This is a genomic window from Cupriavidus sp. 05T313 (assembly GCF_056396665.1).
Window position 1 is genome coordinate 77,556 of record NZ_JBFTLX010000004.1, and the last position, 6,911, is coordinate 84,466.

General features: G+C 65.0%; 6 protein-coding genes. 4 read left to right on the forward strand and 2 right to left on the reverse strand.

Annotated elements, in window-relative coordinates; translation table 11 throughout:
- Window positions 1–42 precede the first annotated feature (42 nt).
- Both AC1DKD_RS01960 and AC1DKD_RS01965 read right to left on the reverse strand, forming a co-directional pair.
- The gene (locus tag AC1DKD_RS01960) at window positions 43–885 is read right to left on the reverse strand and encodes a fumarylacetoacetate hydrolase family protein (RefSeq protein ID WP_477142872.1); all 843 of its coding nucleotides are present in this window, start codon (window positions 883–885) and stop codon (window positions 43–45) included.
- Window positions 882–1,610: a GntR family transcriptional regulator gene (locus AC1DKD_RS01965; protein ID WP_441630980.1), complete on the reverse strand. Its 729-nt coding sequence runs from the start codon at window positions 1,608–1,610 to the stop codon at window positions 882–884. The genes AC1DKD_RS01960 and AC1DKD_RS01965 overlap by 4 nt, the downstream gene beginning before the upstream one ends.
- Window positions 1,611–1,791: 181 nt before the next feature.
- Here AC1DKD_RS01965 and AC1DKD_RS01970 point away from each other — a divergent pair, with 181 nt between their 5' ends.
- The 4 genes from AC1DKD_RS01970 (at window position 1,792) to hydA (ending at window position 6,664) form a co-directional block, all read left to right on the forward strand.
- Window positions 1,792–3,090, forward strand: a complete 1,299-nt coding sequence (locus AC1DKD_RS01970; protein ID WP_441630978.1) for an MFS transporter — start codon at window positions 1,792–1,794, stop codon at window positions 3,088–3,090.
- 130 nt (window positions 3,091–3,220) lie between these two features.
- Window positions 3,221–4,444: a serine hydrolase domain-containing protein gene (locus AC1DKD_RS01975; protein ID WP_477142873.1), complete on the forward strand. Its 1,224-nt coding sequence runs from the start codon at window positions 3,221–3,223 to the stop codon at window positions 4,442–4,444.
- 62 nt (window positions 4,445–4,506) lie between these two features.
- Window positions 4,507–5,235, forward strand: a complete 729-nt coding sequence (locus AC1DKD_RS01980) for a maleate cis-trans isomerase family protein (protein ID WP_441630974.1) — start codon at window positions 4,507–4,509, stop codon at window positions 5,233–5,235.
- Between the two features lie 13 nt (window positions 5,236–5,248).
- The gene (gene hydA / locus AC1DKD_RS01985) at window positions 5,249–6,664 is read left to right on the forward strand and encodes a dihydropyrimidinase (RefSeq protein ID WP_441630972.1); all 1,416 of its coding nucleotides are present in this window, start codon (window positions 5,249–5,251) and stop codon (window positions 6,662–6,664) included.
- The last annotated feature ends 247 nt before the right edge of the window (window positions 6,665–6,911 follow it).

Consider the following 6,911-nt stretch of genomic DNA (forward strand, 5'->3'; position numbering starts at 1 on the left):
GCTGGCCGCCCTCTTTCTGGCGTTCAACCTGACCAAACAGCCCTATGCGTAGGCCACCACCGTCTGGCCCTGCTCGCCCAGGCCGTCGATGCCCAGGCGCATCGTGTCRCCCGCCTTGAGAAAGCGCGGCGGCTTGAAGCCCATGCCCACGCCCGGCGGGGTGCCGGTGCAGATCAGGTCGCCGGGGTGCAGCGTCATGAAGCGGCTGACGTAGCTCACCAGCGTGGCCACGTCGAACACCATGGTGGCGGTGCTGCCCTTCTGCACGCGCTCGCCGTTGACGTCCAGCCAGAGCGCCAGCGCCTGCGGGTCGGCGACTTCGTCGCGCGTGACCAGCCACGGGCCGACCGGGCAGAATGTATCGCAGCCCTTGCCCTTGTCCCAGGTGCCGCCGCGCTCGATCTGGAATTCGCGCTCGGACACATCGTYGACCACGCAGTAGCCGGCAACGTGGGAAAGCGCTTCGTCGCGCGAGACATCGCGTGCCACCTTGCCGATCACCACGCCGAGTTCCACTTCCCAATCTGTCTTTTCCGAGCCGCGCGGCAGCATCACCGCATCGTAGGGGCCATTGAGCGAGCTGTTGGCCTTGAGGAAGACAATGGGCTCGGCCGGCAGCGGCATGCCAGCCTCGGCGGCGTGGTCGGCGTAGTTCAGGCCGATCGCCACGATCTTGCCGATGCCGGTCCAGGGCACGCCGAAGCGGTCGGCCTGCACCACCGGCAGCGTGGCCGGGTCCACTTTGGCCAGCCGTGCCAGCGCTTCGTCGGACAGCGCTTGCGGCCCCAGTCCGTCCAGCACGCCGGACRGGTCGCGCACGCGGCCTTCGGCATCGATCAGTCCCGGGCGTTCCGCGCCCGGCTTACCCACACGTACTAGTTTCATCGTTTCCCCTTGGCTTCGGTGACAGTGCGGCCGGCGGGCTCGGACAGGGTCCGCGCGACCACGGTCAGGACTTCTTTGGCGGTGTTCTCGGAATGCTGGCGCAGCACCTGTGGCAGCCGCGGGCGGCCCGGTTCGCGCAGTGCAGCCATGATGGCCTCGTGTTCCTCGTGCGATTCCTGCCAGCGCAGCATATCCGCGTTGGCGGCGCCGCGCGCACGGTGCACCTTGCTCATCAGCGTGGCGTAGATGCCGGCCAGCACCGGGTTGGCGGCGCCGTCGATGATGAGCTGGTGGATTTCCTGGTTAATGCGGAAGTACTCGGTGCGCCGCCCCGCGGCGTGGGCATCCAGCATGGCCTGGTGCTTGCGCTCCAGCCGCGCCATCGACACCTCGGACAGCCGCGCCGCGGCCAGTTCGCCGGCGGTGGCTTCCAGCCCGTGCAGGGTTTCGAAGGTGGAACGCAATTCGTCCAGATCGAGCGGCGCCACGCGGTAGCCGATGTACTGCCGATGCAGTACCAGCCCTTCGGACACCAGCACCTTGAGCGCCTCGCGCAACGGCGTCTTGGACACATCGAACATTTCGCAGAAGGCGCGTTCGTCGATGCGCGCGCCGGGGGGCAGTTCGCCCTCTTCGATCATGGTGCGCAGACGGGAGGCGATCTCGGCGGACATGCCGAGCGTGCGCAGGCGCGTGGATTTAGGAAGCGTTTGAGTCACAGACATCACCGAGATGGGGAACATGCACCACAAGAAGGCTATCACACCCTGAAATTGTGCGTTTGCCTAACAATAAAATCAATGACTTACGAGAGTTGTAATTACAGATTACGTATCCTATACTCCGTTCCAGTTGCGCGACACAAAACACAAACCGCCCTACCATTCCTCAAAGGAGACACGCGTCATGCAAACGACAAGCCGGGCTGCGGCGCTAACGGAGACGAAGAGCTCCGTACGCTGGAAGATTTTCCTGATGATGTTGTTCCTCATCGCCATCAACTACATCGACCGCGCGTCGCTGTCGGTGGCGATGCCCCTGATCGCCAAGGAATTCGACCTCAGCCCCACCATGCAGGGCCTGATCCTGAGTTCATTCTTCTGGACCTACGCGGTCATGCAGATCCCCGGCGGCATGCTGGCGGACAAGTACAAGCCGCGTATCGTGATCGCCACCGCTACCATCTTCTGGGGCGCCTTCCAGGCGCTGGCGGCGGTATGCACCAGCGCCGGCGCCCTGCTGCTGACCCGGCTTGGCCTGGGCGCGGCCGAAGCGCCGATCTACCCGGCCGGCGGCAAGCTCAACGCGATCTGGATGACGCAGAACGAACGCGGCCGCGGCGCCACCCTGCTCGACGGCGGCGCGCCGCTGGGCGCGGCGCTTGGCGCCATCATCATCACTTGGCTGATCACCGCGCTGGGCTCCTGGCGCCTCGCCTTCGTGGTGGCCGGCGTGGGCACCGTGCTGGCAGGCCTGGCGGCGTGGTACTACGTGCGCAACTCCCCGCGCGAGCACCGTGGCGTCAATGAGCTCGAAGCCAGCTATATCGAAGCCGCGCAAGCCACCGAACATCGCGCCGAACCGGCAAACCTGTCCGGACGCTCGCTCGATTTCCTCAAGTACCGCTCGGTGTGGTGCATGGCGATCGGCTGGATGTGCTTCAACAGCGTCTTCTACGGCCTGCTGACCTGGATGCCCAACTACCTGAACAAGGTGCACGGCTTCGACATCAAGCAGATGGGCGGCGCCAGCTTCATCATCTTCTTCTCCGGCTTCGTGGGTGAACTGGTCGGCGGCTGGATCGCGGACAAGTGGAAGGCCGGGGGCGGCAGGCCCAACCTGGTGATGCGTACCCTGTTCGGTATCGCCGCCGTGGTCGCCACCGTGTCGATCTTCTCGGTGGCCTATGTGAAGGATCCGGTAGTGGTAGTGATCCTGCTCTCGTGCACGCTGTTCTTCCTGCGCTGGTGCGGCCTGTTCTGGTGCATCCCGTCCATCCTCGGCACCCGCAACAAGGTAGGCGTGCTGGGCGGCATCATGAACCTGGGCGGCAATATCGGCGGCATCACCGTGCCCATCATCGTCGGCATGATCGTGCAGTTCACCGGCTCCTACTTCCTGGCCCTGATGTTCTTCGCCGCCGCCGGCGTGGGCCTGTTCCTCGCATCGACCGCGATCGACTACGAGAAGAAGCTGCCGGTCTGAGCGCAGCCCGATCTCGACACCAAGTCTTGCCCCCCGTACGCGCCGCGCCGGCACAAGCCGGCAGCGGCACGGCCTGAACCGCTCCCGTCCCGGCCGCGCCACGCGCGCCGGGCGGTGGAGGAGACACTTCATGAAAGCAAGCCCACGCAAACTGGCCGGCGCCGCCACGGCAGCCGCCCTGCTGCTGCTCGGGACCGCGCACGCGCAGCCCCCCGCCGCCGCGCAACACGCGGCCAAGGCGACGCAACCCACCGCGGACCTGCCCACGGCACAGCCCGAAGCCGTCGGCGTCGATTCGCGCAAGCTGGTCGAACTGTCGCAATGGATCCGCCGCGACCAGCTCGACGTGCGCAGCCTGATCGTCATCAAGGACGGCAAGCTGGTCTTCGAGCGCTACGGCGACGAACTCGCCCGCGACTACAACCATGAGCTTTACTCCGTCACCAAGTTCATCAGCGCGTTGCTGGTCGGCACGCTGGTGGGCGACGGCAAGCTCACCGCGCAAGACAAGCCCGCCCCGCTGCTGGCCGCCGCGCGCCCGGACCTGGCGCCGGCGCTGGCCGACAAGCAGGACATCGAACTGCGCCACCTGATGTCGATGTCCAGCGGCCTGTCGTACAAGCTGGTGGAAGGCACCGACACGCTCTATTACGGCGTGCCGGACCGGCTGAAAGTCGCCGCGTCCGCCGCCGTGCGCACCAAGGCCGGCACCGAATTCGACTACATCGACGTCAACCCCGTGCTGGTGGGCGCCACCATCACGCAGGTCAGCGGCCAGCCGGAGCAACGCTATGCCGAGGCGCGCCTGTTCAAGCCGCTCGGCATGTCGCATTACCGCTGGGACGGCGCCGACGGCAAGGGCGCGGTCTCGGGCGGCTGGGGGCTGCGCCTGCGCTCCATCGACATGGCCAAGCTCGGCCTGCTGATGCTCAACCAGGGCAAATGGCAGGGCCGGCAGATCGTGCCCGCTGACTGGGTGGCGCGCATGACCACGCCCGCCGGGCCGGCCGCGRACTACGGCTACTACTGCTGGGTCAACAACATCGTCAAGAGCGAGCGCGAGTTCAGCGCGATGGGCTTCAAGGGCCAGTTCATCACCGTGCTGCCGCAGCAGAACGCCGTGGTGGTGATGAACAGCATCATGTCCACCTCCGGCGGCCTGCGTGATGCGGCCTACCTGGACCTCTACCGCAAGATGGTCAACGACTACGTGCTGCCTGCGCTGCAAGCCGGCAACAAGGTCAGGCCGGACGCCGAGCGGCAAGCCGCTCTCCGTCAAGAGCTTGCGCTGGCGCACGCCAGCCACGGCAAGCCCGGCACCGCCCTCGCCTTCAACGACAAACCCGAACAATAACGAGCAGGGCCCCGGGCACCGCATCGCACCGGGCCATGCCATTTCCTGAGAGCTTTACTCCCATGACCAAACGCACCCTTCTCGGCATGCTCACGCCGTCGTCCAATACCGCGCTGGAACCCATCACCAGCGCCATGGTGAGCGGCCTGCCGAACGTCAGCGCGCATTTCTCGCGCTTCACCGTTACCGAGATCTCGCTGCGCGACCAGGCGCTGGGCCAGTTCGATCTCGACAAGATCATCGGCGCGGCCAAATTGCTGGCCGACGCGCGCGTGGACGTGATCGCGTGGAACGGCACCTCGTCCGGCTGGCTCGGCTTCGAGAAAGACCAGGCGCTGTGCCGCCAGATCACCGAGGCCACCGGCATCCCCGCCACCACCTCGGTGCTGGCGCTGAACGAAATCCTGGAAAAGACCGGCGCGCGCGACTTCGGCCTGGTCACGCCCTATCTCGACGATGTGCAGCAACGCATCGTGCAGAACTACAAGCGCAACGGCTTTGGCTGCGCGGCGGAGCGCCACCTCGACCTGCATGTGAACTACAGCTTCGCCGAAGTGGAAGAAGACACCATCCGCCGCATGGTGCGCGAAGTGGCACAGCACAAGCCGGCAGCCATCACGACCTTCTGCACCAACCTGCGCGCGGCGCACCTGGTGGAAGAACTGGAAGCCGAGACGGGCATCCCCGTCTACGACACGATCTCCACCGTGGTGTGGAAATCGCTGCGGCTGGCTGGGGTGGATACGCGCGAGCTGCGCGGCTGGGGCCGCTTGTTTGCCGAAGTGGAATGAAGGAGCAGGGCGCATGAACACCGAACTCGATCTCGTCATCCGCAACGCCGAAGTGGTCACCGCCTCCGACCGCTTCACCTGCGACATCGGCGTGCGCGATGGCCGTATCGCCATGTTGGGCGATGACCTGCCGCGCGGCACGCGCGAAATGGATGCCACCGGCCTGCTGGCGCTGCCCGGCGGCGTGGATGGCCACGTCCACCTCGACCAGCCGATGCCGGACGGCATGCGCATGGCGGATGACTTCTTCACCGGCACGCGCGCCGCGGTTTGCGGTGGCACGACCACGGTGATTCCGTTTGCGGCGCAGGAGAAGGGCGGCTCRCTCAAGGCTGCGGTGGCGGACTACCATCGCCGCGCGGAGGGCCGTGCGGTGGCGGATTACGGGTTCCACCTGATCGTGGCCGATCCGACGCCGGAAGTGTTGCAGCATGAATTGCCCGAGTTGATCCGCAAGGGCTATACCTCGTTCAAAGTCTATATGACCTACGACGATCTGAAGCTGTCGGATCGCGAGATGCTGGACGTGCTCGATGTGGCCAAGCGCAACGATGCGCTGGTGATGGTGCATGCGGAGAATGCGGATTGCATCTCGTGGCTGACCGAGAAGCTGGTTGGGGAAGGACGCATCTCGCCACGTTTCCACGGCATGGCGCGTCCGGCTCTGGTGGAACGTGAAGCCACGCATCGCGCGATTACCTTTGCGGAGCTGGTCGATGTGCCGATCCTGATCGTGCATGTGTCGGGCAAGGAAGCGATCGAGCAGATCCGGTGGGCGCAGGGCAGGGGGTTGCCGATTCTGGCGGAGACTTGTCCGCAGTATCTGTATCTCACCGCCGAGGATATGGGATTGCCTGGCGACGATGGGTATGAAGGCGCGAAGTGCGTCTGCAGCCCGCCGCCGAGGGATCCGGAGAATCAGGCTGCGGTGTGGCGTGCGCTTACCAACGGCGTGTTCAGTGTGTTTTCTTCGGATCATGCGCCGTTCAACTATGACGATCCGGAAGGGAAGAAGCTGGGTGGCACGGCGCAGCCGTTTGACCACATTCCCAATGGCGTGCCCGGGATCGAGACGCGGCTGCCGCTGTTGTTCGATGGGATTGCCAAGGGCAGGCTTTCGCTGCATCAGTTTGTCGAGCTGACTTCGTACCGGCCGGCGCGGCTGTATGGGTTGTATCCGCGCAAGGGGACGATCGCTGTTGGCGCTGATGCGGATATTGCGTTGTGGGATCCTTCGCGGAAGGTGCGGATTGCCAATAGCGATCTGCATCATGCGGTGGATTACACGCCTTATGAGGGGATCGAGGTGACCGGGTGGCCGGTGCATTGCTTCTCGCGGGGGGAGTTGCTGGTGGAGGATGGGAGGTATCTGGAGCCGGTTCCGGGGCGGGGGCGGTTCTTGCCGGCGGGGGCGCCTTCGTTGGTTTGAGGTTTGGTGGTGGTTTTGATTTCAAACTTCAACTGCCTAACTTCAAAGTCAACGTCAAAGGCTTAAAGCCAAAGGCGGTTTCACCCCCCTGCGGGGGGCGACCTACTTTCTTGTCTTGCCAAGAAAGTAGGCAAAGAAGGCGCGCCGGATGGGGCGACTTCCCCTCGTCGTCAGGCAAAAAGAGCGGCCGGGGGCCAAACTCGCATCGCCTTAAGGCGATACTCAAACATGGCCCCCTCTTTTCCGC

Bases quoted from the DNA above. Each gene is read 5' to 3' on its own strand.
- AC1DKD_RS01965 (WP_441630980.1), bottom strand. From the start codon at position 1,610: ATGTCTGTGACTCAAACGCTTCCTAAATCCACGCGCCTGCGCACGCTC.
- AC1DKD_RS01970 (WP_441630978.1), top strand. From the start codon at position 1,792: ATGCAAACGACAAGCCGGGCTGCGGCGCTAACGGAGACGAAGAGCTCC.
- AC1DKD_RS01980 (WP_441630974.1), top strand. From the start codon at position 4,507: ATGACCAAACGCACCCTTCTCGGCATGCTCACGCCGTCGTCCAATACC.